Origin of the sequence: Pseudomonas sp. S06B 330 (assembly GCF_002845275.2) — a bacterium.
Taxonomy (GTDB): domain Bacteria; phylum Pseudomonadota; class Gammaproteobacteria; order Pseudomonadales; family Pseudomonadaceae; genus Aquipseudomonas.
Map to the genome: position 1 here is coordinate 3,191,269 of NZ_CP088149.1, position 25,946 is coordinate 3,217,214.

Genomic DNA, 25,946 nt, shown 5'->3' on the forward strand with positions numbered 1-25,946 from the left:
TTGTCTCTCCCCATTGCCCGGCCCTTCAAGGGTTCAGGCCGTTCACCAGAACTTCTGAAATTTCACCTGTTGCCCGATCGGTGATCTGGATGGTCAGCGCCCCAGAGTCGTCGAGCACGTTGATGATGAATGCATCGGTCTGCAGGCTGCCGGTGGTGCCGTTATTGATGTTGTTAAGCAGTTGTGAGAGCAGCCGCGACTCCAGTTGGCTGGTAAAGCGCTCCAGTGCGGAGGTACTGGCGAACGCCGAGGCGCGGTCCTTGACGTCCGGATCATCATGGTCGTTCTGAGCCTGGGCGTTGTTGAGCAACCACGTGCCGTTCAACGGATTGCCGCCAAACGCCGGGTTGACCGGGGTGTACACCAGCTCAGTGGCACCCGCCTGGCTGCACAGGGCAGCCAGCAGGACCAGGGAGGCCAGGCGGCAGGTATTGTTGTTGTTCATAGCTCATCCCTCTCTAGATCGGTGGTGTCCTGCAGCAGCATCTGCAACTTGCGCTGGATGATCTGCGCCTTGACCAGGTCAGCCGCTTCATAGGCGGCGTCCTTCAGCTCTGTGGTGTTGGGTGGCAGGAAACGCCGGTAGACCACCCGTTGCTCATACTCGACCGTGACCAGGCTGCCCCAGCGTGGGTCGGGCCGTTCGCGTACCACCAGGTTGAAATCCAGGCGGCTGGTGGCACGCAACCGCTCGGCGAAGCTGTAATAGAAGTCGTGGCCAATGTGCGAGATGGTGTTGTCGACGATAAAGCCCATCATCTCGTCCTCGGCACCGCCGCGGGCCGTGCCGGCCAGCAGCACCAAGGCCAGGGCGCAGGTTGCCAGGCGGCGGTTCATTGCCCTGCTCCCTGGCCCTTGCGCCCACTTGCGGCGGATTCGGCAAAATCCTTCTCAGCCACGAACTGCCAGTCTGAGTAGTGCTGCAGGCCTTCAAAGTCCGACCACTGGGCGGCAAACCCGGTCTGTTTCAACGGGGCGAGATCCGAACGGCTGTACACCCCGGTGATGCGCCCGTCGATGGCGCGCAGCAGCCCCCAGTCATCGCTGCCGGTGATTGGGTCCGGGTACAAACGACGCAAGTGACGCTTGAGGTTGGGATAGCGCGGGTCTTCCAGCAGTGCTTCCAGGGTCTCTGGGTACTGCGCAAGGCCCGGCGAGTTGCGGTAGTAGCTGCGCAAGGCCTGGGCATACTGACTGCCAACCCAGAGCAGGTCGCGCTCGCGCTCGCGCAGCGCCTGGGTCGACCACAGGGTCACCGTCGAACCCAGGGCGATACCGGTCACCGCAATCAGCAACAGCACCCCCAGGTACGTGAAGCCCGCTTCGGCGGCGCTACCACTCGGCATATAAGCTGCCATCACGCGCCCTCCCAGTTGAACCGCTCTTGATATCGGCCACGGAACCGCCCACGCCCTCTGGCGGAGCGACCACCTGCCACTGGTCACGGCGCTCGGTGATCGGGTCCAGCGGCGCGTTGCGCAGGTACCGTTGCTCGACCAGTTGCTCCAGCGACTCGGGGTAACGCCCAGTGTCGCCGTAGTAGTGGTCCAGTGCTTCGCGCATCACCGCCAGGCTCTGACGCAAGGTGGCTTCACGCGAGGTTTCCAGGCTTTGGAAATAGCGCGGCATGGCAATGGTCATCAGCGTGGCGATGATCGCCATCACCACCAGCAACTCGATCAAGGTGAAGCCTTGGCTGCGTTTCATGCTGGTCACCACTGCCCGTAGGCGATGCCGTTGAGGCCCTTGCCCGTTGCCTTGGAGTAGACGTCGAAAACGTCTTCACCTTCGCGCGGGCTTTGTGCCGAGCTGTCATAGGCACGCAGGCCCCAGCCACCTTCGTCGTCGGCCTTGGCGCTGAGCAACGGGTCGTGGGGAATGCGCCGCAGAAAGTAAAACTTGGCACCTTTGGCACTGCGCACATCGCGCACCCCCTCCACCAGCACCTGCAAGCTGGGTGGATAGCCGCTGGCATTAAGCGATTTCTCGATGTAACCCGCATCGAAGGCGCGTTTGTAGGCGTCAATGGCGTCGCGAATCTGATACAGCGCGGTTTTCAGCTCCTGCTCTTTGCCCCGGCGCACCAGGGTTTCGGTCAGCGGTGCGGCAATCGAGGCCAGCAACCCGAGCAGCGCCAGGGTCAACATCACTTCGATCAAGCTGAATCCTGCCATCGAGCGGTTCATGGCTTAGGGCCTCACAGCAGTAGGCACGGCGGCGATCGGCTGCTCGTCGCTGACCTCAATCGTGCGATTGAGGTTGCGGATCTGCATGCTGGTTTCAGTGCCCGACGGGAACTCCATGTCCGACGGGCTCTGGTATGGCAGGTTGCGCACAATGCGCGGAGTGATCGACAGCACCAGTTCCGATTGGCTCTTGTCGTTGCGGTTGCTGCCAAACAGTCGTCCCAACCCGGGAATGTCGCCCAGCAACGGAATCTTGTTGCCGCTGGCACCGTCGTCGTTGCGCACCAGCCCCGCCAGCACTTGGGTTTCACCGTCATGCAGGCGCAGGCTGGTCTGGGCGTTGCGGGTGTCGACCTGGACCGGAATGGTGCCTTGACGGGTCGGTTCCAGTGGCTTGGCGTTACTGACCTCCAGCGATACCTTGATCGCCACTTCGTTGTTCAAGTGCACAATCGGGGTCACTTCAAGCTTAAGGCCGACGTCCAGGTAAGTAATGCTTTCGGTGATCACCGGTCCCTGGGTAGACGGCACCGACGTAGCGCTGACGATCGGCACCCGTTGGCCGATATGGATGCGTGCCTGCTCGCGGTTGCTGACGCGAATCACCGGGCTTGCCAAGGTATTGATGTCGTTGTCCTGGGCGTTGATCTTGGCCTGCGGCGACGGCGAAATGGTGATGCGCGACGAGTCGATGCCACGCAGTTGATCGAGGGTGCTTACGGCTTTGCCATCTTCATTGAGCACCCCGAAGGTATTGGGCCACTGCAGGCCGAGCTCGAGGATTCGCGAACGCGCGACCTCCATCACCTCGACTTCCAGCACCACTTCAGGATTGGACTGGTCCTGCGACTGCAGCAGTTTTTCAGCCATGCGCACCGCATCGGGGGTATCGCGCATGGTCAAGGTGTTGAGGCGTTCATCGACGAACACATCTCGGGTCTTGAGCATGGTCTTGACCAGGTTCAGCGCGGTGTTGGAGTCGATGCTGGTCAGGTAAAAGGTGCGCATGACCAATTCCTGATAGTCCTTGGTCTTTTGCGGCGAGTCCGGGTAGATCAGCAGGGTGTTGTCGTTCACCACTTTCTGGTGCAACTGGTTCTGTTCCAGCAGCAGCGCCACGGCATCTTCAATGCGCACGTCCTTGACGAAGATGGTCGCCTTCATGTCCGGACGCAGGTCCTTGTCGAAGATGAAATTGAGCCCGGCCACCTGCGACAGCACCTCAAAGATGGTTTTCAGGTTGGCATCGCGAAACTCCAGGGTCACCGGCCGTTCCATTTTCGTGCGCAGTTGCGGGTTAGGCTGGGCGGTGCGGCTCTGCACCAGTTCGATGTCACTGCGCAGGGTCAGGCCTTGAGCGTTCTGCGGGTCGAGCTGGAGCACTTCACGCATGTGTCGCTCGGCACCGAACAGGTCACCGCGACGCAGCGCTGCCTGGCCGAGGGTGATGCGCTCGTCGAGGTTGTGGATCTGTTCAAGCTGGCGCACCGCCTCCTGGGCCCGGCGGTTGTTCGGCTCCAGGGTCAGCACCCGGCCGTAGCCCATGCTTGCACCCGCGAAGTCGTGGCGGCTGCGGTCGCTATCAGCCTGGCTCAGTAAGGCCTCCACCGCCTGTCGACGGCCCTGGATCACGGCGATGTTCAGCTCGGTGTCGCGCGGATTTTCCTTGAGTGATTCCTCGAGCAAGGCGATGCCCGCTTCGTACTGCCCTTCGGCGATCAGCGCCTGGCCGTCCTTGCGTACGCCACTGGTACCGCAGCCGGCCAGGGCTACACACAGTGCCAGCATCAGGTACGGCGCCTTGTTGCAGTGCCTGGACGAAATCATGGTGCGCTCCCTACAGACAAAGTCTGGGACAGGTGCAACGGCAGGTAGACCAGGCTCAACTCCGTGGCGGAGATTTGCTCGATCCGGTAGAGGTCATCAATCACATCGCCGCGACGTACGACGTAAAGCTTTTCACCACTTTGCAAAAACACCTGCTGATCGTCGCGATCGTGCAGGCGACCGACAAATTGGAACGGCAACGCCGGTGCAGTGGGCGCCGAGGCCACTGGCGCTACAACAGCCGGTTGCTCCGTGACCGTGGCCATCTGTGCGGCCGGTTTCCAGCTTTTGCTCGGGAACAGGTCGCGCAGCTTGAGCACGGCTGGCTTGGCAGCCTGCGCGCCCACTTCGTTGGCAGCGACCGTGGCTTTGTCGGCGGCGGCAATCACTGCCTCGCTGTCAGCGGCCGAGTCCGCGAAGAAGTAGCCCGGCGCCCACGCCAGCACGGCAGCGGATCCGAGAAAGGCCAGCCAGGCCAGGCGGCGTTGAGTGTTCATCATGACCTCGACAGATAAAGGGTCATACGTAGGCGACCGGTCAGCTCGCTGTCCCCGATCTTCTTGCGCTGCAGGTCGACGTCTTCCAGCACCAGGGCCGGCAACTGACCGAGCAAGGCGTGAACGAAGCGGCGGATCTGCGGGTAGCTGCCACGCACCGGCAAGAGGATCTGATAGCGCGCCAGCTGGGTCTTCGGGTCGACCCCCAGGGCATACTCACCGCGAGCCAGGCTGATGCGTTCGGCCTTGGCCAAGCTGTAGATACGGTCGATGACCACGGTGGCCTGCGGCTGGGCCGGCAGTTGTTTGTGAAAGTCTTCCAGTTCACGCTGGGGCACCTGCGGCAGTTTCAGGTCGCCACGTTTGAGTTGCTGCAACTGCGCCAGCGCCTGCTCGCTGCGAAGGTGCTGCTGTTGCACCTGCTGCCAGTGTGGCAGTACCACTGCCGCGCCATACAGCAAGGCCAGCAACACCAAGGCAGCACCGGCCAGGCCAACCACGCCCAACTGGCGGACACGCTCATGGACAATCAGGCTATGGATGGGCATTGCCGATCTCCCAGGTCGCCGACAGGTTGAACTGCACCGGATGCTCGGCTTGCTTGGCCATGATTTCGTGGTTGAGCAATGACACATCGCGCAACTCACCACTGGCTTCCAGGCGCTTGTGGAAACTCAGCATGGCTTCCAGGTCGCGGGCCTCGGCGCTGATGCGAACCTGGCCCTTACGTGCATCGGGGGTCAGGGTCAGCAGCGCGACGTCGTCCTGGGGCAGTGCTTCGAGCATGTCGAACAGACGCTCCCACGGCCGCTGCAGTTGCTGCGAGACGCTGCGCATCTGTGCCAGCTTCTCGGTTTGCTCGCGGCTCTGCGCCGAGGTCAGCGACGCGCTATGCTCAGGGCGTTTGCCCAACTGCCGCTCGAACGATTCCAGTTGCTGATCAAGTGCTGCCTGCTGCTGCTCGAAACTTTGGCTAACGATAATCGCCCCTGCCAACAGGCTGGCGCCGAGCGCCAACAACACCCAGGCCGCAACGGCTGTGCGCCGTGGCTGAAAGTCCAGCTCCAGGCGGCGCATTTCAGGCCACCGCCCGGGTCATGCGGCACAGCACGTCAGCGGCTTCACCGTCCAGTTCGCACAAGTGCACGCCATCGATGAGCGGAGGCTGCTCCAGCCGACCCGGCGCGTGAAGGAACACCGCCAGCGTACGTTCGTGGCTATTGAGTTCGCACTGGCGGGCAATCAGAGCTTGCAGAGCAGCGTCACTGTCACCACTGCCCTGCGCGCTGACCTGGCGCCAGACACCGTTCTGCGCCAGCAGGCAAACAGTGCGTTGTGGCTCGGCGAGGACGAAAAGGAAGTCGCTTTGCCCCAGTTGCTCGGCAAAGCGGTTATAGGCGGCCATCAAGTAAGGGCGCACCGAGCGCAGGCGTAAACCGAGGTCGCGGCAGTGCTCATGCAGCCGCTGCAGCAGTGCTTCCGGCACGGCAGTGGCAATCCGTGCAGCGCCGGCGGCCTCGGGCGAGACCACCAGGCGCCAGCCGTCCAGGCTCTGGCCATAGTGGGCTTCAAAGCAGGCCCGAGCATAGTGGTGCAGCTCATCGGGACGGCTGATCGCCGCGCTCCAGGGCACCAGGCAGAAGCGGCAGTAATGCGCTGACAGCACCAGTTGCAGGTCGGCGCCCTTGCAGCGCTGTTCAGCCAGCAGGCTGTGCAGCGTGTCCAGGGCCAGACTCGCGGCCTGGCTGCGCTCGGCAATAAAGCCCAGGCTGCCCAGCCAGTGTTGTTGCTGTCCTTGGCGCTGGCAAACACCAACACCCTGGGCGCCGAGCACGGCGATAAAACGATCAGGCGACAAATGTGACACGATTGATCTCCTCCAGGGTGGTCCGGCCATCGCGCACCAGTTCCAGTGCCGAGCTGCGCAGCAGGCGCAGACCGCGTTGACAGGCCAACGCCCTGATCTGGGCCAGGGGCCGACGTTCGACGATCATCTGCCGCAGTTCATCGTCCAGGTGCAGCAATTCGGCGATCGCCGTGCGTCCGCGATAGCCACTGCCCCGGCACTGGCCGCAACCGCTGCCGTGAACAAAGTGGTAGTCATCCACCTGCCCCGCTACCAGCCCCGAAAGGCTGAGTTCTTCCTCGCTGGGCTGATGGGGGCTGGCGCAGTGCGGGCACACCAGGCGAATCAAGCGCTGGGCCAACACTGCGTTAAGGGCGGAAACAAAGCTGTAGGGGTCGACCTGCATCTGGCTGAAGCGGCCGATCACATCGAAGACGTTGTTGGCATGGATGGTGGTGAACACCAGGTGCCCGGTCAGGGCCGACTGCACGGCAATCTGTGCAGTGTCCGGGTCGCGGATCTCACCGACCATGATCTTGTCCGGGTCGTGACGCAGGATCGAGCGCAGGCCGCGGGCGAAGGTCAGGCCTTTTTTCTCGTTGACCGGAATCTGCAATACCCCCGGCAACTGGTATTCAACCGGGTCTTCGATGGTGATGATCTTGTCCACGCCGTGGTTGATCTCACTGATCATGGCGTAGAGGGTGGTGGTCTTGCCGCTGCCAGTCGGGCCAGTAACCAGGATCATCCCGTACGGTTCGTTCGCCAGGCGGCGCAGGCTGCGCAGGGTGTGATCTTCGAACCCCAGGGCCTGCAGTTGCACGCCGCTGACGCGATCGGCCAGGTCCTGCTTGTCGAGTACCCGCAACACCGCATCTTCACCGAAGATGCTCGGCATGATCGACACACGAAAGTCGATCTGCCGGGCACTGATGCCGATCTTGAAGCGACCGTCCTGCGGTACGCGCTTTTCACCGATGTCCAACTCGGCCATGACCTTGATCCGCGAGATCACCTGTTCGGCGAACTCGCTGCCGCTGACCTTGCTGATGCTGTTGAGCACGCCATCGATGCGGTACTTGATCACCAGACCGTTACCCGTGACACCCAGATGAATGTCACTGGCGTGCATTTTCAGGGCGTCATAAAGGGTCGAGTTGACCAGCTTGACCACCCGGCTCTGGTCTTCGCTGATGCTGGCCAGCGACAGGCTCTGCAGGGTGTCGAGTTCGTTGACTGCTTCGCTTTCGTTGTCCAGCGAGTCAACCGCATGAAAGCTTTCTTCGTGGCGGGCCAGAAATCCGGCAAGGTCAGCGGCTTCGACCAGGTACAGCGGCGCGCCTTGCAGGCACTCGTCGATCCAGGCTAGACGCGCGGTATCGAAGGGGTCAGCAAACACGCCCAAGGCTTGGCCGTCATGTTCAAGGAAGAGGAATTCGCGCTTCAGGCACTGGGCCAGACTGACTCGGTCGAACAGCGGTGTGGCGGCAAACAACGCCTGGCTGTCCAGCACCGGGTAATGCAGGGTCACCCCTAAGCGGGCGACAAAATCGGCAGGGCTCTGGCCACTCAGGCGTTGCAGGGTATCGAGGAGGCGTTCGGCGCTCTGTTCGGCGACGGCACGGGCCTGGGCCAGCAACTCACGACCGAGGGGGGCAACGGCACCGGCCTGGGTGGTGACAACAGCGAGCGACACGGTTTCCATGACTTGCTCTCCAGCGCGGGGCGCGGCAAGCCATGGTCAGGTCTGCTCGCGCGTTATTCCCCGGTGAGCAGTTGGTCGTCGTCCGGTTCCGGCGGCCTCGCGCCATTACGGCGGCGATCTGCCAAAACCCAACTACCGTCGAACAACTGCAGGGGAAAATTCTCACTCCTGCTCTGGCGCCGTTCGACGAACCCTGTGTCCGTGTGGCCCTGGCTCCTGGCTTCGCGCTTGATGCCCATCAGGTCGTTGACTGCACGGGCCAGTTCCGCCAGCGGAAAAGGCTTGAACAGGATATGACTGACACCCAGTTGACTGGCCCGCTCACGGACCTCAGCGGTCGGATGGGCAGTGATCAGCACGAAATGACAGTTCCTGCTCTTGCGTACAGCTTCCAGTACCTGAAACCCCTCCATGTCGGGCAAGCGGAAATCGAGCACTATCACGTCAGGTCGGGTGCGCTCGGCTTTACCGATGGCACTCTCGCCGTCGTAGGCAACATGGACATCCAGGCCTTGCTGCCCCAGATAATCCTGGATATTGCCCGCAAGGGTCTGTTCGTCATCGACTACCAATACTGTGTTAACCAAGGTCGACTCCCTGAAGCATCACAGGCCCGGTTTCCCGGTCTGACGAAGTGCGACCTTGTAGAGGCTTACGCATGCTTCGTGCCAGACCGGAGGCGGCGCTTTTCACTGTGCTATGTCGTTGATTCTTTAAGAGTAGACGCAAACGGGCCATCCCCCCTTCCCCAATCCCGGGGACCGGCTGGCGTTTTGCCCCTACTGATGTCCCCAACATTGGGGGTCAGATGAGTTGTCAGTCAAGTCGTTGCACCTGCCCGGCGTCACGCAGACGCTGTAGCAAGGCGTGGCGCGCCTGCGCCTGGTGCTGATCGACCAGCAAACGTTTTGCCAAACTCAATCCCTGCTCAGGTTCGACTGGGCCAGTGCCGGTTTGGTTCTCTGCCTGCTGCAAAGATTCCTGATTGGCCACATAGAATGCGCGGACCTGGTCCGGGCTCGGCTCCGGGACCTGAGAGGCCTGCATGAACACCTGCTGCGCGGCCAATTCATGACGGGTGTAGTCGGCAAAGCTGTTGGCATCAAACCCGGCATCGGCCAGACGCTGCTCAAAGGGCTTTGCTGTGCCCATCGCCTGACGTAGCTGGTCTATCTGCTCATCCACCTGACGATCACTGACCTTGATTCCTTGACGCTGTGCCTCCTGCCAAAGCAACTCTTTATCGATCAGGTCATTGAGCGCCTGCTCGCGCAGACGCTTGTACACGCTGGGGTTGCGAATACTGGTCAAGGCCCTGCTCTGTGCCTGCAAGTAGTCGGCGAAGTAACGTTCCAGACGCAGCTGGCTAATGGGCACACCATTGACCCTGGCCGCAGCTGGGCCTTCTTGCGCCTGTAGCGGCAGGGCCAACAGGCACAGCAACAGACAGAGCAGCTTCATGGCGTGGTCACCTCAGTGACAGGACGATAGGCCGCCACCGGATAGAACACCGGGCCGGGCATTTCCAGGGTGACGACATGAGCGCCAGCCAAGCCCTGACGGCGCCCCGGTCCAAAACTCAACGGCGGCGTCAAGCCGGTCTGCACATCGTGCAGGCCCTCCAGTGCCTGGATCAGTTTTTCACGGCTGGCATCCCGTCCGGCACGCTTGAGGGCATCGCCAAGCAACTGCACTGCACACCAGGTGCTGACCTGCAATACTCCCTGGCGACCGTCCAGGCCTTGGCGTACTCGCATCTCCATTAGTGCCTGGCGCCCGCTAGGTGTCCAGTCCCCTGGGACAAAGGGATAAGCCAGATAGACCCGCCGCGACCAGGCTTCAGGCACTCGCGGCAACTGGCTGGAGACCTGGTTGGCGCTGGCAAACAAGTAAGGAGTGCGACCGCTCTGCTGCAGCTGGGTGGTCAACTGGCCGAAGTCGTCGGCCTGACCGAGAAAGAAAATGGCCTGGCCCTCTGGCGCTTGGTCAGTCAGGGCTTGAACCTTGACCTCGCGCCAACCGCGTTGTTGCAGTTGCTGCTCAAGGTGCTGGGCCATGGAGGCTTGGGCGGGATCGGCATACACAATCCGCGTACCGACCTGTTGTTGTGCCAACGTGGCCTGGGCGTAGTCAGCCAGACTCAAGAGTTGCTCATCCAGCCCCGGCAAAGGGTCAAAGATCTGCACACTGCTGGTCAAGGCCGGTGCACTGCCGATCAAAGGCACCCGCGCTTGCTCCAGGCGGCTCGCCAGCACCGGCTCCAGCGCGGGTGCCAGCGGCGAAATCAAGGCGAACACCTGTTCGTGTTCCAGCAACTGTGCGAGGGCTTGTTCGGCACTCGCTTGATCGGGCCCAGGATCGACGTTGATCAACTGCAGCCTGCGCCCATGAATGCCGCCTTGTTGGTTGAGTTGCTCGATGCGGTCGTTGAGCACCGCTGCCACCACCCGTGCCGACGCCGCCAGCGCACCCTCGCCAGGCAGTAAAGTGCCCAAGCGCAATGTCTGCTCCTCTATCCCTGGATCACGGTCATCGGCCAAGCGCCTAAGATAGGCAGTGAGGTTACGCTGGTCAGCCATGCTCAGGACAAAGCGTGGCATCGCCGGGTCCAGGTGATTGCCCGCCGGGTCCCGGCCCTCCTGAATCGCTCGCGCCAGGCTCGCCTCGGTGTAAGCCGGATAGGCCCGGCCATTGACACTACGCTGCCCCTGGCCGAGGGCCAGGCGTTGCCAGCTCAGCGGCGGCGGACGCACACCACCCTCGGCCCGCCCCAGGCCATCGGCGCCATGGCAACTGCCACAGGGCACGACACTGGCCGGCACCAGCATATCGGCAGCACCGACCCGCGCCGACACTTGAGCATCGCTGCTCGACACACCCTCGCGGTACAAGCGCTTGCCTGCCAGTTCTGCCGGGCTCAGGTCCAAGGCCAGGCTTACGTTGCTGGCGACGAGCATCAGCAACACGGCCAGGGTGCGCGCCGTCGTGGTCATGATCTTCAACGTCCGGCCAGGGGTTGCGAAAGCAATTGCAGGCGCTGGGCGATCGCCATCGGCGGCGCATCAGGGCGGATCTTGCTCCAGCGTTTGTTGGCGACATCACCGGCGATCAGTTGGGTGGAATGTTGTTCGGGGCTGGGAATCAGGTGGCCAAGGCGCATCAGCACCAGGTCCATCTGCGCCTTGTCACCGGTCAGGAACAGCCAGTTGGGCCCGTCCACCCCCTGTTTTTGCGCAAAGGCCTTGAGCACTTGCGGCGTATCGTTGGTCGGGTCGCTGCTCAAGGAAACGAACGTCACCTTGCTGGCCGCCTCCTCGCCCATGGCTTCGCGCACCTCGCGCAGCTTGCGGGTAATCAGCGGGCAGGCATCGCTGCAGTGGGTGAAAATGACATTGAGCAACACCACACGGTCCTTGAGCACATCGCTGTAGAACCGTAACGTGCGACCGTTCTGGTCCTGCACCAGGCTGTCGGTAAAGTAAGTCTGGGCATCATGGGTGCCCGCAGTCGGCGTAACGGCACTGGGGTTGGGGCTTGGACTGCTTTGCGGGGCATGCCCTTCATGGGCAAACGCCACCGAGCTGAGGATCCACAGGCAGGCCAGCAACGCCAGCCAGTCGACCCCGCGCATCGCCGATTTGTGTGCAGGTGCGGCGCTCATGGCAATACCTCTTGGGCGATAGCGGTGTGTTTGGCATGCACGCGACGAGCACTGAGGCGATCGATTTCCGTCACCAGCAACGCCGGATCGGTAAAGCCATAGAAACGCGTCCATTTGCCACTGCGGCCATCGCCTACCAGGATCAGCGGTGGATGTTCACTGAGATTGGCGCTGAAACTGCCCAAACCCTTGAGGGTTTCATTGACGGCATAGGGGGTGCCGGTCAGCCAGCTCCAGCCCGGCCCCACCTGGAAGGCTTTGGCATAATCTTGCAGGCGTTTGGAATCATCGCGCTGTGGGTCGACGCTGATCGACACCAACTGGACTTCGTCGCCGACCCGCCCACCCAATTGCTTTTGCACCTTGGCCATGATCGACGACACCACTGGGCACACTGTGGTACAGCTGGTGTAGATAAAGCCCATGACCACCAGGCGATCGCCCACCAGGTCCTTCTCCAGGCGTACCGGCATGCCGTTCTGGTCGAGCAATTGCACGTCGGCGAAACGCACGGAGGCCTTTTCGTGGTGAGCGGCAGGTGGAGCATGTCCACTGTGGTCACCCTGGGCGCTGTGATCCACACCACCATGCGCCTGGGCAAAACCACAACTGGCGGCTAACAGGCAGAGGCTGAACAGTCTGCAGCGATCAAGCCTTTTCATCGCACACTCCTTGAACCCGAGTCAGACGCTTGTTGAGCCCCGGCAGGCAGCACCCGTAGGCTGGTGTAATTTTTTTCGGCAAAGGCGCTGCCCAGCGACGGCGCCTGTACATGCAGGTACCAGGCGCCGGCTTCTGCCAGCTCCAACGGTGCCTCATAGACGCCCTCGCCAACTTCATGCACGCGGCTGTCACGGGCCCGCGACGAAGGTGCGAGGAAGTAGCGCACACTCAAGTCCTTGATACCGTTGCGCGGGGTACCATTGCCTTCGACGATACGAAAGCGCGCGGTAAACGGGCTGCCCTGCACGACCACGGTGGGTTCAAGCAGGAACTCGACCTGCGGCGTCTGCCGATGAGGCGCGGTGGGCGAAGCGGCCACTTCAGTACTGAAGCAGTGAATGATCTGCGGTTGGTTGAGCATGAAGGCCACATCGAAGGTGCCAGCAGCCGGCAGTTTGATCGTCGAGCTGTACACCCCCGGCGCCACCTCGCGCAGGCTGCGGTCGATCACCAACGCCGCACGGGCATTGTGGCCGCGGTTGGCGTAACCGGACATCGGTGCATTCATGCCCTCGGCATAGAAGTAGGTGGTGTTGTCCACCGGGTTAACGACGAACACCGAGTTCTCATCGCGCGACACCGCCAAACCCTGGGCCAACGGCAGGTCACCGGCCTGACGCGGTGCCGCCGGGCCTGCCTCGAAGCCTTGGACGATGGGCTGGCGGCCCTCGCCAAGGCTGCTCAAGTTGACCATGGTGACCTTCGGTGAAGCCAGGCCACGAATATAGGCGTAGGCCTTGGTGAAGGTCAGTTGATAGGGTTCGGCGGCCACCGGCAGGCTGTGAATCAGCCGGTCGGTGCTGGCGTCGATTACCAGCGCCTGGCTTTCCAGGGTGTTGAGGACGATGCCGAAACGCCCGTCACTGCTGAACCGCATCGGCCCCAACCCTTGCTGGCCCGCGATGCGGTGGCGCAAAGTATGACTGCGGGCATCAATGACACTGATGCTGCCGTCGCGACCATCGGCCACATACACCGCCTGCGACAGCGCCGAATAGGCCACCGATAAGGGGTGCGGGCCAACCTTCAAGGTCTTGATCAGACGCATTTCACTGGCATCGATCACGCTCAAGGTGCCGCTGTCGCGGTTACTGACAAAGGCATACCGCGAGTCGGCGCTGAAGGCGATTTCGTGATGGCCAGTACCGGTGGCAAAGAACTTCATGTTTTTGCGGCTGGTCACATCAATCACGGTGACACCACTGCGCGCGGGATCCGTTGAGTTGTTGCCGACCCACAACAGACGCTGGTCCGGCTGCAAGGCTACCCGCAACGGCTGTTTGCCGGCAGCGATATTGCCAACGCGCTGGAAGGTCTCGGTGTCTATCAATGCCACCTCATCGCGCTCGGGGATCGACACGAATACCTGTTTGTCGTCGTTGCTGGCCGCCCAGTCCATGGGTACACCAGGCAGTTCGATGCGCGCCAGGGTGCTGGTCACACCGCCGACCGAGACTGAGGGGTCGATCACGGTCAGGCTGGCGTCTTTGTTGAGTACCAGCAGGAAGTAGCTGTTGAGGTCGAGCAATGGCCGGGCACCGATGCTGCTTTTAAGAAACAGCGCCACCCGTGCCTTACAGCTTTTGTTGCGATCCTTGGCTGCGTCGCCGGTCAACGCCTTGTCCAGCCAGGCGCCGGGGGCAATGCCCGACAATGGCTGGCCGCTGTTCTGATCGGTGACGTTGAAGCGCACACTGGCAAACGCGCCCTCGGTCAGCACCCCGTCGCTGCCCAGTGGCCGCGCCTCGAACTCGACCGTGACGCCATCACGGCTAAGCCGATGCAAGGCCTGCGGGTCGCTTTGAGTCTCAGCCAACTCACTGCGCGGGTCGCACCACAGGCTCTCGTAGCTGATCCCCACACCCATGAGGGTCAAGCCTGCCATCAGGCCCAGGTACAACGGTCGATTTTTATTGTTCATGACCTCTTCCTCTCCCTGTCACTGCGCTGGCGCTGTAGTCGGTGGTGCTTCTTCCGTTACTCGCAAGATCCCCCATAGCCCCGAAACGTTGCCGTAGGCAGCATAGTCGCGGAACAGGTAGTCACCGGGTATGGCGTTGCTGCCCCCGGCACTGGGCACCATGAAGCTGAAGTGCGCAGCCGGTAGCACGCTTTCCTGGGCGCCGATGAACATCGCCTGTGGGTTGTAGCCAAAGCGCACCGAACCGATCCCCGGTAGATTCAATGGGTAGCCGCCGATGTCGGACTTCTCAGCCTGGTAGTTGTGCAGTGGCCACAGGTGCCCATCGAGTTGGTAGGTAATGCCGCGGCTGCCCCCGGTAGGCATCAGGATGTGGTTACGGAACGGCTGACCCGGTTTGGCCCACAGCACAGGGGTTTGCGGATCGCTGCCGACCAGGGCGTTGCTGTAGGCCATGTGGGCGTTGGGGACATCCGCCCAACCATTGCCGTCGGCATGCCCAAATGGCGCATCCGGGGCCAGGCCAAAGCGCAACCACAGGGGCTCGGTCTTGTAGTTGATGGCCATGTTCGAGTTATCTTTCGGATCGCCCGGCACCCCGTTGCCTTCAGTGGCGATGCCTTCCACCGGCCGGCCATCGGCCCAGCGCATGTTCAGCGCCCGCTGCCACAGGGTAGCAAAGTCGCGGTAGGCCGCCTGCCCTGGCACTTGCACCGTGGCCGAGGCACGGCTGGCGCTGTCTTCGGTCCAGGTCGCGGTCTGCGGCAGAATGCTCATGCCACCGATCAGGCCCTTCTGCCCCTGTTTGATGACGTCTGCCGGGGTGATGTTGAGCCCACCGAACTCGATGGCCGTGGTGTTGATGTTGTCCACCGACCGGCCCATCTGCATCACCGGCTTGCCTTCACGTTCCAGGTGCCCGGCATAGTACTGGTACACCTTGTTCGGGTAGGCACCGCTGCTGCCGGTGCGCGGCGGTACGGTCTGGACCGGGTTCTGGCCGACGTTGACGCCGTCCGACTTGGTGATGTCATAGGCCAGCAGTTGCGTGTGCAGGCCAACATGGCTGGAGGGACGCATCAGGTTGTTGTTGAAGGCGGTGGAGCCTTCGCTGCCTTGGCGGTCACGCTTGACCACGTTCTGCATCACGGCGGTGCTGGGCAGGTCCGGCATCACCAGCGGCAGACGGTTTTCCAGGGTGACCTTCAAGCACTCGCCAGCAGCGGCACGCAGCACCAGCGGCTCGATCGGCACGCCAGGCTTGAGCTTGCCGGTGACCGGATCAAGGTCAGCCTTGCGCACGTAGAGGATCGCGGTCGGGTCATGCAGTGGCCCGCTGTGGCCACCGATGGTGAAGGTTTCACCATCTTCCGGATCGGTCACAGTAACCTGAGGAATACTGGTGCGCCGACTGTTGTAGACCAGGGTACCGCCATTGGCCTTCAATGGACCGCCGACGTGCTGGCCGACACCACTGGGGTCATTGATGCTCACCCCCAGTGGATTGCCGAGGATGTCGTTGGCCAGCGCCGCGACCACTTCATAGCTGCGCTGCACGGTTGGCCGGGTGCCGATGCCGTTGGCATTGGCGGTGTAGCGTGGGCAAATACCGTCAAACGCCACGGTGTTGCGCGCGGCCATCGGCAACGGGTTGTTGGGCAAGGCGAACAGGTCGCTGCGGCTGGCGGTGTAATTGCGCATCACCCCCCAGATACCGTTCCAATAGCCTTCATGGGCGGCATCGAGCGAGTACAGGTAGTCACCGTTGGGGGCTGAAGAACTGGAGATCATCGACACCGGCGCCATAAAGCCCAGTTGCTCGGAGATGCCGACCATTTGCGACGCTTTCCAGCCCGAGTTCGAACTGTTGCCGTAGCCCGAGCCGTTCTGCAGCCATTTCACGCCATGCAAGGTCACGTTGTGCTCCTCTTCATGGCCACCGGCATGCATGCGCAGACGCACGTTGTCACCCGAGTAGGTGCGCAGCATCGGTGTGAACGGATCCCCAGGTTCGGCGCCAGCCTTGTTGATGTGCGGCGGGAAAAGTGTGGTGCCACCGGTCGGGCCGACTGCCGAGGTGATCGCTGCTGGCGACAGGTTCATCGCCGCAATGGCGCGGTCGGTACGGCTTTGCATGGCGAATGCGAGGTCACCGCCAAGGCCATCGGCCTGCATCCCACGCTTGCCGTCCGGGGCCACTTTGTTCGGGTCATACACCCGCAGCGCCAGTGGCTCGTTACGGTAGTTGACGACGAACATGCCTGGGTCATCCACCGAGATGGCTTGCGGGCAAGGCCGTGATGGGCAACCTGGATTCAGACCGCCGCGCGACTCGACCACCGCTTCGAGCAGGTTCGAGGCCTTCTGCCGCACCGGCGGGTTAATGGCAAAGCGGAAGCTGTCAGCGGTGGCCGGGAAGGCCTGAGCATTGGGTACACCGTCAGGGCCTGCGCCGACATATACCCCAGCCTCGTAAGCATGCTGGAAGTCGCTGTACTCGAGGAAGAACTCGCGATAGCTGTCATTGCGGCCGTCATTGTCGAGGTCGCCGGTTTTGATCACAGCCTGCCAGGAGGTCGGCCCGCCGTCTTCACGCAGCGCGGTGTTGTAGAGCTGTTCACCGGTTTCGGCGTGATACCAGGTGGAACCGGCAGGTTCGGCCAGCACGGTGGCGTACAGGCCCAACTGCTGGTGCGTCGATGGGCCGAGATGGTCGTGGGTAAAGATGGTACCCAGGCCACGGTCGACGTTGTGGACGTTGATCACCGGGTCAGCGAACCAGCGTTGCATGGCCGTGCGAGCGCCCAGCCAGTCGGCGCGACCGTAGCGACCGAAGAAAGGATGCGCCTTGGCCACCGGACACTCGGCACTGCCTTCGCGCGGATCGCCGCTGCTGCACTTGTTGTACTCTCGAATGGCATGAATACGTTCAACCACGGTACCGGGGGAAAGAATGCCGTCCTCATAGTTCCAGCCGTTGGCCGAACCATCGGCTGCGGTCAGGTCCCATTTGGGTAGGTGAATATGCTGGCCGATGACGTCGGTCGGGGTGCGCACTTGATAGTCATCCATCTCGTAGAACGATGGAATCAGGTTGGTGTGCTGGTACATCGTGCAGTCGAAGGTGTTCATGCGCATCACCAACGGCTCTGGTGGACGCTGCTTGTTGATCACCGGCCAGGCATCTTCCCAAAGGGCAATGATCCGCGCTTGCGGGAAGTGGTAGCCGACCTTGTTGTACACCGCATCGAACTGAATGTTGGCGCCCTTGTAGATCCGTGGGCGGTCAGCGGTAAAGGTTGAAGATCCGGTGAAGCTCATGCCGTCCAGGCGCTCGCCGCTGGCAAATTCACCCGCACCGGACGACTGCGTCAGGCGTTTGGCGCGGTCATCCATGCACGGCTCGAAATACGGTGCGCCAGCAGTCGGGGCGGCGCCGTTGGTGCGGAAGTTGCGCGCAACGGTCTGGCTGTCTGGCAACACCGCATAGCTTGGGTGTTCAAGCTTGGCGTGGAAGCTCATTGCCGCCTGCTCGACCTCGGTGCCTTCTTCCGGCAGGAATACCGCCTTGGCCTTGGTGATCTGCTTGGTGAAATCCAGGGCGGTTGTGGTTACGTCCACTTCCCCCCCGGCGGAGATACCGTCCAATGCGTGGCGTGGCAAACCGCCGTCCCAGCCGCCGACCTGAGCCGGGTCGAGGTTGGCCCACAGGGCATTACCGGTGTTTTTCAGTTCCTGCGCCTTGGCCGGGTCGAGCATATCCAGTGGCGGGGTCGGTGGGCGTTGGCCCACGGTGCTTTCCATACCGCCAATCCAGAACGGATAGCCTGGGTTTTTCAGGCTGCCATCGGCGTTGCGGTTGGCTTCACTGCGATCCACCAGCACCAACGAACCGACCGCCCGCGGGGCTGCATCATGATGGCCGGAGTCGTCATCGCCCTCTTCTTCGTCCTCGTCGTCATCCTGCTCGGCGACCAGGGTTTCAGCCAGCTTCGGAATCACTGCGACTTTGCCCGGCATAGGCGCCATGGCCTTGCCTGGCAATGGAACGATGGCGGGAATCGGTGTACCGGCGATGATTTCGCCGTCCGGCAAGGCCCGAGCCCCCGCCGCTGGCTTGCCGCTGCGCAGGGCAAACGGCTCACTGTGGTAACCATCGGCACCTTGCGCAGAGACCTCCAGACGGGTGCCCTCTTCGAACACGTCATGCACCCGCCACATGCTCCACATGCCTTGGGCAAAGTGCGGATAGAAGTGGCAGTGATAGATGGCGTCGCCTGCTACGCGGTTGCGGTTACCCGAGCCACCGTTGGCGATCTCGTAGGTATAACCGACACCAGGGCCAATGCCCTGGGCATCAACGTAGTCAGAGTTGTCGTCATTGGGGTTGAACAGCCACTGGTGTCCGTGCAGGTGAAAGATGTGCTGCTCGTGGCCGTTGTGGGTGTTGCGAAACTTGACGAAGTCGCCAATGTAACTGTGGTTGACGTTGGCCGGCTCTGCCGGAAACAGCGCCATGGTGGCCTTGACGCCAATCTGATCAGCCTTGGGCTGCTCACCGGGGCGAATGTTTTCGAGGCCAACGTTGGCCGGTACGTCCACCAGCATGGCCACGTCACCGACCGTGTGCGAGCTGAGGAAGAACTCTTCGTAGGCACACGACAGGCAATCATGCATGGGGCCGACGCCCAGGCGGTTGGCCACCACTTCAGCGCCCATACCGCCAGAACCGTAGTTGATCATGAACGAGTCGCGGGTCGGCTCCAGCACATGCCCCATTACCGGGTCTGCCCAGTAACCGGGGAAGGCTTGAGTGGCAGCCGCTTCATCGGTGAACTGCGCGGCGAAGTCGCGAAACGGCTCCAGGCGATTGGGGATCGCCGGGTTGCGCTTGCCAATACTCTCCAATGGGTAGGTCGAGGGCGGAAAGCTGCCATCGGCATTGGGCCCCATGACCACGGCGTCGGTTTCACTGGAGATGATCTCATTGCCATCGACCATGGCGATGATCGGCGAACCGGCCTTGCCTTCACGGATCCACGGTTCACGTTGCGGGTAGCGGGCCTGGTAATCGACGATCGGCTGGCCGGTCGGGGCGCGGCCGGTGGTGCTCAGGCGCATTTCTTCTTCGGTCAGGGTGTTGCGGTAAGTACGGGCATTTTTTGGCAGCACCACCACCTGACCGAACAAGCCGTTGGCGACGTTACCGGCAGCGCCTTCACCGCCGAACGTGGCGCCCTGGCTGGTCGCGGCGAACGCGCCTTCGCGCTCGGCATACAGGGTATAGGTACGGCTGGCGCCTGGAGCGATCAAGAAGTTGCCATTGCGCCCGGTATTGGCGGCAATGTCGCCAATGCCGTTGACCGCTTGCATGCCGTTGACCTGAAAGCCTACGTGGCGGTCGGTGACCTGTTCGTCAGCAACGAAACCATGTTCACCGCCCTGCTCATTGCCTTCAGCGCCTTCGTTTTCCTCGGCCTCGTTCTCTTCGCCTTCGTTTTCTTCTTCGTGATCGAGGCCGTGCTTGTTCGGGTTGGCCTGGTAGGCCAAGAGGTTTTGCAGATTGATGGTTAGACAATCACCCGCTGCGACCCGCAGTACGATCGGCCGCGGACGTTTGTCCGGGCGTAAGGTGACCTTGCCAGGTACTGCCGCGCCGCCGTGATCCAGCGACACCTGGTGTTCGTCGACCACGTCGCGGCGCAGGGCGAACATCATGCCGTTGGCATTCTGTGCACCGAGCCGGTTGAACATCAGTGGCTGGTCAAGCGCCACCACGTTGGCCACCAGGTTGCGCTCGCAGCGCACGGCAGCCTCGCTTTCTGTTTGCCAGCCAAAGGTGACGGCAGTCAGTAGCAGAGAGGTCAGAACGGAGCCTTTGATCGGAGTCATCATGGCGTGCCTCGGGTGGTGCAAGTGGACTCTGGAACGGCTTGAGCAAGCCTCATGCCATAGTTTTTTATTGTTATTTTTCAGCCAGTTGGACTACTGAATGAATCTCAATTGGGGATTTTCCCCCGGTATTCCCCACATTTAGGGGGCCCTGTCCAGACACCGTCACAACGGTGCGTCCATCGCCAAGCCCTGCAACCGCCGGTACTGGCGCAACACTTTCGGCACATAACGCTGGGTCTCGGCATACGGCGGCACTACCCGTCCACGCCGCATCACCGCGTCAGGCCCAGCGTTATAGGCCGCGACGGCCAAGGTAATGTCGTTGTCGAACAGGGTGAGCATGCGCTTGAGGTAGCGTGCTCCCCCCTTGATGTTCGAAGCCGGGTCCAAGGCGTTCTTGACCCCCAACTCGCGTGCAGTGTCCGGCATCAGCTGCATCAACCCGACCGCACCGCTGGCGGAACGGGCATTGGGGTTGTAGCGCGACTCGGCCTGGATCACCGCATGCAGCAATGCCGGTGGCAGGTCGTTGGCTTCGGCCGCCGCCGCTACCAGCTCGGCATAGGGCATACCGGTGATCAGTTGCGCCTGACCGCTGCTGGCCAGGCCTACTTCAGGCTCGCTGACCACCCGTTCATACTTGCGACCCGGGCGGTGGACGTTGGACAGGACATAGCCGCCGTCAGCCTTGATCGAAATGTACACATCAGCCAGGACCGGATCGGTCACACTCAGCCAGACAACAATTCCCGCAGTGAGCCAGTGCATGATTGCGCCCTCCCCGTTGCGTTCCCCGAAAAGTGGGGCATATGCCCCGATTGCCGAGGCTTTGAGCTACTGACGCAAGCACTGTGCCGCCTTGCCAGGCCCACAGCGCAAAGACTCGGCGCAGACGCGCACGGCAATTGCATGTGGCCTTGTAGGCACACGATGGAGGGCCTTGGCATGAACAAAAAAAAAGGCACACAACAGGGATTCACCCTGCTCGAACTGCTGGTGGTGTTGGTGGTACTGGGTTTGCTAGCGGGTATCGTCGCGCCCAAATATTTCAGCCAGTTGGGGCGTTCGGAGGCCAAGGTGGCACGGGCGCAGATCGAAGGTTTGAGCAAAGCCCTGGACCTGTATCGCCTGGAAGTGGGGCATTACCCCAATTCCGAGCAAGGGCTACAGGCGCTGGTTACGGCACCCAGCGACGAGACCCGCTGGTCGGGCCCCTACTTGCAGAAAAAAGTCCCCCAAGACCCGTGGGGGCGCAATTACATCTATCGCCAACCCGGGGAAAACGGCGAGTACGACCTGCTCTCCATGGGCAAAGACGGTCAGCCCGGTGGCGAAGGCGAGAACGCCGAGGTCACCAGCTGGCAGTAAGCGGAGGATCAGCACATGCGCTTTGAGCTCAAGGCATTGGGGAAAACCGGAGTGGTGTTGCTCACGCTCGACGCCCAGGACGCCGGACAAGCGCGCCTGCAGGCTGAGCAACAAGGTTTGCGGGTGGTCAGCGTGCGTAACTGCGAGCAGTTTGCCAAGTTGCGTTGGCGTCGCCGCGAAACGTTCGATCTGGTGTTGTTCAGCCAGGAGCTGACCACCCTGCTCAATGCCGGCCTGCCACTGATTGATGCACTGGAAAGCCTGGCCGAAAAAGAAGCGGCGCCGCAGGCACGCAAGACCCTCGGTGAGCTGGTGCGCCTGCTCTATGAGGGTAAATCCTTCTCTCAAGCCTTGGCTCAATTACCCAGTGTGTTCCCGCCACTGTATATCGCGCTGGTGCAATCGAGCGAGAAAACCGGCGCCCTCGGTGATGCCTTGGGCCGCTACGTCGCCTACCGCAAACGCATGGACGAAGTGCGGCAAAAGATCGTCAGCGCCTCGATCTATCCACTGTTGCTGCTACTGGTCGGTGGCGGTGTAGTGCTGTTTTTGCTCGGTTATGTGGTGCCACGTTTCAGCCTGGTATTTGAGGGCCTGGGCACCGAACTGCCGTGGCTCTCGCGGTGGCTGATGCAAGCCGGGATGTTTTTGCATGCTCACCAGGCGCCGCTGGGCCTTGGCTTTCTCGGGCTCATGGGCAGCCTGTTCATGGTGCGCCGCGACCCACGGGTGCGACGTTGGTTGAACCGTCAACTGGAGCGCCTGCCGGCCCTGCACCGGCGCCTGGTGATGTATGAACTGGCGCGGTTCTATCGCTCCTTGGGTATCTTGCTTCAAGGCGGCATTCCGATTCTCACCGCCATGGAAATGGCCCGCGGCTTGCTCGGCGTCGCCGCCAAGCAGCGCCTGGAGCATGCGTGTGAACGGGTGCGTGAAGGGCTGTCGTTGTCGGCGGCGCTAGAAGCCGGACAATTGGTGACGCCAGTGTCGCTGCGTTTGCTGCGCGCGGGCGAACAGTCGGGCAACCTCGGACAGATGATGGAGCGCAGCGCCGACTTCTACGACGAAGAAATCAGCCGCTGGATCGAATGGTTCGTGCGCCTGTTCGAACCCCTGCTGATGACCTTCATTGGTTTGCTGATCGGCTTTATCGTGATCCTGATGTACATGCCGATCTTTGAGCTGGCTTCCAGCATTCACTAGCCACCAACGTGACAATCCAACCCAGTTGCTGTATAGATTCGGCCACCAAGGGGAGCCCGGCAACGGGCTGAGAAACCGCTAGCAGCTGCAGCGCGGTGACCCTTCGAACCTGATCCGGATCATGCCGGCGAAGGGATGGGGATTGCCAACCTGCCTTTTTGCCGGTCTCACTGCGAGGCCGCCGATGTCTGAGTTATCCGGTCTCGCTGTCGCCATCTTTGAGGACAGCACCATGGCCGAACGCTTCACCGATACCCTTCGCCGCCAGAGCGAACCGAGCTGGACGCAATCGATCGAACACCGCTTCGTCAATGAATTGCTCGACGGCACCCTGGACGATGCAGTGCTGATCAATTACCTGATCCAGGATCACCGCTTCATCGATGCCTTCCTGACCCTGCTCGGCGCGGCCATTGCTACTGCCGACACCTTCGAGGCACGAATTCGCCTGGGCCGTTTCACTGGGGTGATTTGCGGTGAGGAGAACACTTACTTCCTGCGTGCCTTCGAGGCCCTTGGGGTCAGTGAGGCGCAGCGCCTGGAAGCTCCCGACGCGGTGCCGACTGCAGGTTTCAAGGCCATCATGCGCGAAGCGGCCGCCACCCGATCTTATGCCGCGGCACTGGCGGTGCTCAACGTCGCCGAGGGGCTTTATCTGGATTGGGCGCTGCGTGCACCGAAACAATTGCCGCCGCGCTTTGAGCACGCTGAATGGATCACCCTCCACGACAATCCGGACTTTCAAAGCTTCGTCGCCTTCTTGCGCGCTGAGCTGGACCGTGTGGGGCCGGCGCAAGCGCAGATCAGTACCGACTTCTTCCTGCGCGCGGTTGCGCTGGAGCACGCTTTTTTCGACGCTGCTTACGACATCAAGGGATAAGCCATGGACATCTTTGATCGCCTGAAACAAGCCGCCGCTGCAGACTGGAACCGCTACGTCGACCATGACTTCGTCCGCCAGATGGGCGCGGGCACCCTCGCTCAGCCAGCCTTTCGCAAATACTTGGTGCAGGACTATCTGTTTCTGATCCAGTTCGCCCGTTCCTGGGCCCTGGCGGCTTACAAGAGCCGCACGCTCGCCGATATTCGCGCTGCGCAAGCAGGGTTGGCGGCGATCCTTGATGAAACCGAGCTGCATGTGCGGCTGTGCCAACGTTGGGGGTTGTCGCCCGAGGACCTGGCCGCCACACCGGAGCATCAAGCGACTGTGGCCTACACCCGCTTTGTCCTCGACTGTGGCGCTGCGGGTGATTTGCTGGACCTGCATGTGGCCTTGGCGCCTTGCGTCATTGGCTACGCCGAAATCGGCCGCAACCTGACGCCAAATGGCATCGAGGCGCTGGCAGATCATCCGTATCGCGACTGGATTGGTGAATATGCCGGTGAGGGCTATCAGGGCGTTGCCAACGCGGCCCGTGCGCACCTGGACGACCTGGCCTCACGGGCAATGACTGAACGCCGTTTCGAAGAGCTGGCCAAGCTGTTCGCCCAGGCTTCGCGGCTGGAAGCGGACTTCTGGCAGATGGGCCTGGACACCCGCTAGGACCACAGCCGGGCTTGCAGATAAATTTGTGGGAGCCGGGCTTGCCGGCGATGGCATCGGTGCGGTGTCAGCTATTGCTCGGTGCCTGCATCGCTGGCAAGGCCAGCTCCCACAGAATCAGCACATGACGGTATCTCGCACAAATAATGCAAGAGGGCCTGTCAGCGCCCGATAGCCCGCGCCGCGTCCGAGGTGTACATGTCCGGGGTGAACTTCGCTTCGTTGAGAATCGGCCCCTTCTTCGCCTCGTTGGTCATGCCGTAACCGGTGTACTGCCCCGAGTTCAGGTCCATGAAAAACTGCGAACCAGCCTGCCAGCCACTCATGTCCGGGTGGTAGTAGTAGTTGAGCATCGCATGCTTCCACAACTGCCCACGGGCGTCGTAGTTGTCGGCCATGACCGCGTTCCAGGTGTCTTCATCGATGAACAGCACGCGTTTGCCATAGACGTGGCGGTAACCTTCCTTCAGGTCAGCCTCCACGACCCACACTCGCCGCAACTCATACCGCATGTACTCAGGGTTGGGATGGTTGGGCGTGAGCAATTCGGCGTACTTCACCGTCGCCGCGTTGGCCTTGTAGGCGTTGGCCGGGCTGAAGATTTCGCGCTTGCCCAGCAGTTTCCAGGTGAAACGCTCCGGTGAGCCGTTGAACAGGCGGTCCTCGTCGACCGTCATGGTGCCGTTGGTGCCGATCATGGGCTGGTCGTAGCCATAACCGGGCATCTGCCGCACGCGACGGGTGGACGGGCTGTAGTTCCAGGCCTGACGCGGGTTGGCGAGGAAATTATAGGGTTCGTGGGAAATGCTGATCACGCCGTTATCACGGGCCGGCTTGAGCGTGGTGTTGTAGCTCATGGCCTGGATCTTGTCTTCGGTCTTGGGCTCGACGGTTGGCGAGTTGGCCTGGGACAGGTTGCGCGCATGGGCGCGCCCCCAGCCGATGCTGCCGTTGGGCAAGACCGAGGCCAGGTCGCTGACCTTCTCTTCGGTGTAAGCACGCGCCGGCAACTGGTGGTTCCACAGCACTTCCATACCGCTCTTGGGAATCGGGAACGGAATCTGACCGAGCCCTTCGATGCCCATGCCATCATCGACCAGTTTGGCATGCAGGGCGTTGTACTTGGCGCGATCGCAGACATAATCCGGGTAGCGGAAATCGCGGTGGCCAGGGTAAATATTCATCTTGTACGAGCTGGGGTACTTTTTCAGCAACGCTTTCTGGCCGTCGGTCAGGTTCGCTTCGTACTGCGCCATGTTCTGCGCCGTGATCACCAGGATCGGCTGTTCTGCAGCGTAAGGGTCCACTGGCTGGTCACCAGAGAATTTCACATGGTTCCAGCCTGGCACTTCGCCCAAGTACTTACCGGTGTACGGCGGGATAGTACCGGCGGCGTTTCCGGCTTTTTCGGCACCGACGCAGGTCAGCTCCTTGCCCAGCTTGTCGGCTTCCTGGGGCGACACCTGCGCCGCTGCGCTACCGATCAAAGCGGTATTGGCCACCATGGCGGCCGCGAGCACGACACCTGTTGTTGTTATTTTCATGTATTGCCTCCTTCGCTGATAAGGCTT

At 61.8% G+C, this 25,946-nt stretch carries 24 protein-coding genes and 1 riboswitch; of the genes, 4 read left to right on the top strand and 20 right to left on the bottom strand.

Translation table 11 applies throughout. The features are described 5' to 3' along the window. Positions 1–25 precede the first annotated feature (25 nt). From CX511_RS14250 to CX511_RS14340, 19 genes are all read right to left on the bottom strand, one after another. A complete protein-coding gene (locus CX511_RS14250; protein WP_045186143.1) occupies positions 26–445 on the bottom strand; it encodes a curli assembly protein CsgF in 420 nt (139 codons plus the stop codon). Then, complete coding sequence (csgE, locus tag CX511_RS14255) at positions 442–837, bottom strand: curli production assembly/transport protein CsgE (protein ID WP_045186141.1); 396 nt, start codon at positions 835–837, stop codon at positions 442–444. The genes CX511_RS14250 and csgE overlap by 4 nt, the downstream gene beginning before the upstream one ends. Then, positions 834–1,358, bottom strand: a complete 525-nt coding sequence (locus tag CX511_RS14260; RefSeq protein ID WP_045186139.1) for a type II secretion system protein — start codon at positions 1,356–1,358, stop codon at positions 834–836. Before CX511_RS14260 ends, csgE begins: the two co-directional genes overlap by 4 nt. Then, on the bottom strand, positions 1,333–1,707 hold the full coding sequence (locus CX511_RS14265; protein ID WP_045186137.1) for a type II secretion system protein: 375 nt from the start codon (positions 1,705–1,707) through the stop codon (positions 1,333–1,335). Before CX511_RS14265 ends, CX511_RS14260 begins: the two co-directional genes overlap by 26 nt. Positions 1,708–1,712: 5 nt before the next feature. Then, positions 1,713–2,186 carry a prepilin-type N-terminal cleavage/methylation domain-containing protein gene (locus tag CX511_RS14270; protein WP_101292511.1) on the bottom strand — a complete coding sequence of 158 codons (474 nt, stop codon included), beginning with the start codon at positions 2,184–2,186 and terminating at the stop codon, positions 1,713–1,715. Positions 2,187–2,189: 3 nt separating this feature from the next. Beyond that, a complete protein-coding gene (locus CX511_RS14275; protein ID WP_045186132.1) occupies positions 2,190–4,013 on the bottom strand; it encodes a secretin GspD/PilQ domain-containing protein in 1,824 nt (607 codons plus the stop codon). After that, positions 4,010–4,510 carry a hypothetical protein gene (locus CX511_RS14280; protein WP_101292513.1) on the bottom strand — a complete coding sequence of 167 codons (501 nt, stop codon included), beginning with the start codon at positions 4,508–4,510 and terminating at the stop codon, positions 4,010–4,012. Before CX511_RS14280 ends, CX511_RS14275 begins: the two co-directional genes overlap by 4 nt. Beyond that, the gene (locus CX511_RS14285) at positions 4,510–5,058 is read right to left on the bottom strand and encodes a GspMb/PilO family protein (RefSeq protein ID WP_045186129.1); all 549 of its coding nucleotides are present in this window, start codon (positions 5,056–5,058) and stop codon (positions 4,510–4,512) included. Before CX511_RS14285 ends, CX511_RS14280 begins: the two co-directional genes overlap by 1 nt. After that, positions 5,045–5,587, bottom strand: a complete 543-nt coding sequence (locus CX511_RS14290) for a PilN domain-containing protein (protein WP_101292515.1) — start codon at positions 5,585–5,587, stop codon at positions 5,045–5,047. Before CX511_RS14290 ends, CX511_RS14285 begins: the two co-directional genes overlap by 14 nt. A 1-nt stretch (position 5,588) precedes the next feature. Next, on the bottom strand, positions 5,589–6,377 hold the full coding sequence (locus tag CX511_RS14295; RefSeq protein WP_045186126.1) for a hypothetical protein: 789 nt from the start codon (positions 6,375–6,377) through the stop codon (positions 5,589–5,591). Next, positions 6,358–8,061 carry a GspE/PulE family protein gene (locus tag CX511_RS14300; protein WP_045186123.1) on the bottom strand — a complete coding sequence of 568 codons (1,704 nt, stop codon included), beginning with the start codon at positions 8,059–8,061 and terminating at the stop codon, positions 6,358–6,360. The genes CX511_RS14295 and CX511_RS14300 overlap by 20 nt, the downstream gene beginning before the upstream one ends. A gap of 53 nt (positions 8,062–8,114) precedes the next feature. Next, positions 8,115–8,648 carry a response regulator gene (locus tag CX511_RS14305; RefSeq protein ID WP_101292517.1) on the bottom strand — a complete coding sequence of 178 codons (534 nt, stop codon included), beginning with the start codon at positions 8,646–8,648 and terminating at the stop codon, positions 8,115–8,117. 229 nt (positions 8,649–8,877) lie between these two features. Next, positions 8,878–9,522: a SurA N-terminal domain-containing protein gene (locus CX511_RS14310; protein ID WP_045186119.1), complete on the bottom strand. Its 645-nt coding sequence runs from the start codon at positions 9,520–9,522 to the stop codon at positions 8,878–8,880. Further along, complete coding sequence (locus tag CX511_RS14315; protein WP_231353298.1) at positions 9,519–11,054, bottom strand: cytochrome c/ABC transporter substrate-binding protein; 1,536 nt, start codon at positions 11,052–11,054, stop codon at positions 9,519–9,521. The genes CX511_RS14310 and CX511_RS14315 overlap by 4 nt, the downstream gene beginning before the upstream one ends. Positions 11,055–11,059: 5 nt before the next feature. Next, positions 11,060–11,722: an SCO family protein gene (locus tag CX511_RS14320; protein ID WP_101292519.1), complete on the bottom strand. Its 663-nt coding sequence runs from the start codon at positions 11,720–11,722 to the stop codon at positions 11,060–11,062. Beyond that, entirely contained in the window at positions 11,719–12,384 is a 666-nt protein-coding gene (locus CX511_RS14325; protein WP_045186113.1) for an SCO family protein, read from the bottom strand. Before CX511_RS14325 ends, CX511_RS14320 begins: the two co-directional genes overlap by 4 nt. Then, entirely contained in the window at positions 12,381–14,366 is a 1,986-nt protein-coding gene (locus tag CX511_RS14330) for a cytochrome D1 domain-containing protein (RefSeq protein ID WP_101292521.1), read from the bottom strand. The genes CX511_RS14325 and CX511_RS14330 overlap by 4 nt, the downstream gene beginning before the upstream one ends. A gap of 18 nt (positions 14,367–14,384) precedes the next feature. Continuing rightward, positions 14,385–20,261 carry a manganese-oxidizing multicopper oxidase MnxG gene (gene mnxG, locus CX511_RS14335; RefSeq protein WP_045186109.1) on the bottom strand — a complete coding sequence of 1,959 codons (5,877 nt, stop codon included), beginning with the start codon at positions 20,259–20,261 and terminating at the stop codon, positions 14,385–14,387. A 162-nt stretch (positions 20,262–20,423) separates the two neighbouring features. Continuing rightward, the gene (locus CX511_RS14340) at positions 20,424–21,029 is read right to left on the bottom strand and encodes a lytic transglycosylase domain-containing protein (RefSeq protein WP_045186108.1); all 606 of its coding nucleotides are present in this window, start codon (positions 21,027–21,029) and stop codon (positions 20,424–20,426) included. A gap of 177 nt (positions 21,030–21,206) precedes the next feature. Here CX511_RS14340 and gspG point away from each other — a divergent pair, with 177 nt between their 5' ends. From gspG to CX511_RS14360, 4 genes are all read left to right on the top strand, one after another. Beyond that, positions 21,207–21,629 (top strand): type II secretion system major pseudopilin GspG, encoded by a 423-nt coding sequence (gene gspG, locus CX511_RS14345; RefSeq protein ID WP_045186106.1) that lies wholly within the window; start codon positions 21,207–21,209, stop codon positions 21,627–21,629. Between the two features lie 15 nt (positions 21,630–21,644). Continuing rightward, the gene (locus CX511_RS14350; protein WP_101292523.1) at positions 21,645–22,832 is read left to right on the top strand and encodes a type II secretion system F family protein; all 1,188 of its coding nucleotides are present in this window, start codon (positions 21,645–21,647) and stop codon (positions 22,830–22,832) included. Between the two features lie 38 nt (positions 22,833–22,870). Beyond that, positions 22,871–22,985, top strand: a riboswitch (TPP riboswitch). 79 nt (positions 22,986–23,064) lie between these two features. Next, positions 23,065–23,712: a TenA family protein gene (locus tag CX511_RS14355; RefSeq protein ID WP_045186101.1), complete on the top strand. Its 648-nt coding sequence runs from the start codon at positions 23,065–23,067 to the stop codon at positions 23,710–23,712. 3 nt (positions 23,713–23,715) lie between these two features. Next, positions 23,716–24,375, top strand: a complete 660-nt coding sequence (locus tag CX511_RS14360; protein ID WP_045186099.1) for a TenA family protein — start codon at positions 23,716–23,718, stop codon at positions 24,373–24,375. 161 nt (positions 24,376–24,536) lie between these two features. On the opposite strand, the gene CX511_RS14365 is transcribed toward CX511_RS14360, so the two are convergent. Continuing rightward, the gene (locus CX511_RS14365; protein ID WP_045186097.1) at positions 24,537–25,919 is read right to left on the bottom strand and encodes a DUF1329 domain-containing protein; all 1,383 of its coding nucleotides are present in this window, start codon (positions 25,917–25,919) and stop codon (positions 24,537–24,539) included. Between the last annotated feature and the right edge of the window lie 27 nt (positions 25,920–25,946).